Origin of the sequence: Pseudomonas agronomica, assembly GCF_025917275.1 — a bacterium.
Lineage (GTDB): Bacteria > Pseudomonadota > Gammaproteobacteria > Pseudomonadales > Pseudomonadaceae > Aquipseudomonas > Aquipseudomonas agronomica.
Window position 1 is genome coordinate 1 of sequence record NZ_JAOSHO010000749.1, and the last position, 1,831, is coordinate 1,831.

Annotated in this window: 3 protein-coding genes; 1 reads left to right on the forward strand and 2 read right to left on the reverse strand. The window is 61.3% G+C overall.

The genetic code is table 11. The annotated features are described in order from the left end of the window. Positions 1-40 precede the first annotated feature (40 nt). Both OC610_RS26815 and OC610_RS26820 read right to left on the reverse strand, forming a co-directional pair. Positions 41-421, reverse strand: a complete 381-nt coding sequence (locus tag OC610_RS26815; protein ID WP_264432280.1) for a RidA family protein — start codon at positions 419-421, stop codon at positions 41-43. Positions 422-531: 110 nt separating this feature from the next. Further along, positions 532-1,218: an SOS response-associated peptidase family protein gene (locus OC610_RS26820; protein ID WP_264432283.1), complete on the reverse strand. Its 687-nt coding sequence runs from the start codon at positions 1,216-1,218 to the stop codon at positions 532-534. Positions 1,219-1,527: 309 nt separating this feature from the next. Between OC610_RS26820 and OC610_RS26825 the strand changes: the two genes are divergently transcribed. Continuing rightward, a complete protein-coding gene (locus OC610_RS26825) occupies positions 1,528-1,794 on the forward strand; it encodes a hypothetical protein (protein ID WP_264432286.1) in 267 nt (88 codons plus the stop codon). Positions 1,795-1,831 lie beyond the last annotated feature (37 nt).

Below are 1,831 nucleotides of genomic sequence, written 5' to 3' on the forward strand. Positions count from 1 at the left end.
TCCCTCGCCACAAAAGCTCCTCGCTTGTCTGAGGTGCTGCTCAGCCCTTCGCCGCCATCGCCGTCACTTCCACCCGCATCCCCTCGACCGCCAGCGCCGCCACGCCGACAGCCGCGCGTACGGGCCACGGCTTGGCGAAGAAGCGTTTATAGACTTCGTTGAAGGCTGCGCGGTCAGCCATGTCGGTGAGGTAGATGGTCAGGTGCAACACGCGGTCCATGGAACTGCCGGCGCGTTCCAGTGCAATCTTGAGTGCCTGCAACGTGCACTCGCTTTGCGCCGTGATGTCGCCCAGTTCCAGGCTGCCGTCGGCGCGGGTCGGGATTTGCGTGGAAACCAGCAGGCCGCCGAAGCCGGCGACGTCGGAGGAGATGGAGTCTGTATCCGGGTCGGGAGTGAACGTGATGTCTGGGTTCGCCATGGAAGTCTCTTGCTCATCAAAGAAAAAGGCCAGACACCTCAAGGCGACTGGCCTGCCAGTTTAGCGCCGATCTGCGAGCTGTCAGCGATTTCCTCTGGCTTGAGCCGCGGTCACCGTCGCCCCTGGACCATCCGCTTGGCGGTCAGCACGTGTTCCAGTTGCGGTTCGTCGACGGCCACCTGCGCGGCCATGTCTCGGGCTTGTTCCCAATCCAGATCAGGGCGCAACCATTCGAGTGCATTTTCTCCGGTGAAGGCCAGCAGCCGCTGCTGTTGATTGGCGATGTCGCCATAAGTCACCAAAGCCAGGCCGTCACAGCCGTTGGGCGTTTCACTGGCCTGGGCCAGGGCGGCGAGGAAGATCGGTGAGGATTGCCGCGACGTTGTATAGCTCAGGCGCTTGGCCTGGGCGCAGGCGCCAGTCTCCGTGGCCGCTTCGTACCAGCCGTCCACCGCCACCAGCACTCGACCGTCGCGCTTGATCCGGTCAAACACTTTGGAGCGCATCACCAGGTGCAAGGGTAGGTGGGTCAGCGGCGGCATGGTGCCCATCGACCAGACGGGCGACCACCCCCAGCGAACCTTGATGCACTCCAGCCGCCCGCCACGGTTGCGAATGGCACTGACCTGCATGTTCGGCTTGATCACGCTTTGTCGGTCATGCAGCGCGGGAGCCGCCGCGGCGTGAAGACTGTCGGCCGACAGGCCTGGGTTGTTGTGAGCACCGAACGCATCCCGTTGGGCAAAGAACGCCAGGGAATCCTTGGAAGAAACAGGCTGAACGAAACATTCACACATCGCGAAAACTCCAGGCAGATTTGGACTTCACCCCGCCGTGAAAGCCGCAAGGACCGATTCGTTTTCGGTGGGCTGCGGCGGTGTTATGTAGCTCCGAGCCGGCGCGCCAACGCTTGGTTCGAAAATCCTTGTGGTGACCGGATGAGCGGAAAATCAAGCGGCATTTCATCCACTTATGCGACCGCTCATCGTCTGCTTGGAGCGCTGCGCATTTCTCCAGGGTCGTTCGTTTTGTGCCCCAGCGCGGTCGCATCGACGGTGTATCGCGTGGGTGGTCCATTGGCTCGAACTGTTGAAGGACAACCGCCCGTGAGTGAAACCGACCTTGAAATGGAATTGAAAGCCTGGCGGCTGTTGCTCGAAGACGATGCATATCGCCTGGACTTTCCCGAGGATTACTACGACACGTTGATTCGGCGCGCTGACGAATTGGTGCTGCACGAACTTATCAGCCTGGAGGATTGGCAATTGCTCAAGGACGCAGCGGACCAGGCCTATCAGCTGACCGTGGAGATGCTGTCGAGGAACCAGCGCGATTGTTTGAACGTGGGGAGGATGCGCTTGCCCCGAGGCTGAATGCACGGGCCTCTTCGCGAGCAGGCTCGCTCCCACA

Excerpts from the sequence above, each read along its gene's own strand:
- OC610_RS26815 (WP_264432280.1), bottom strand. The coding sequence starts at position 421 with ATGGCGAACCCAGACATCACGTTCACTCCCGACCCGGATACAGACTCC.
- OC610_RS26820 (WP_264432283.1), bottom strand. The coding sequence starts at position 1,218 with ATGTGTGAATGTTTCGTTCAGCCTGTTTCTTCCAAGGATTCCCTGGCG.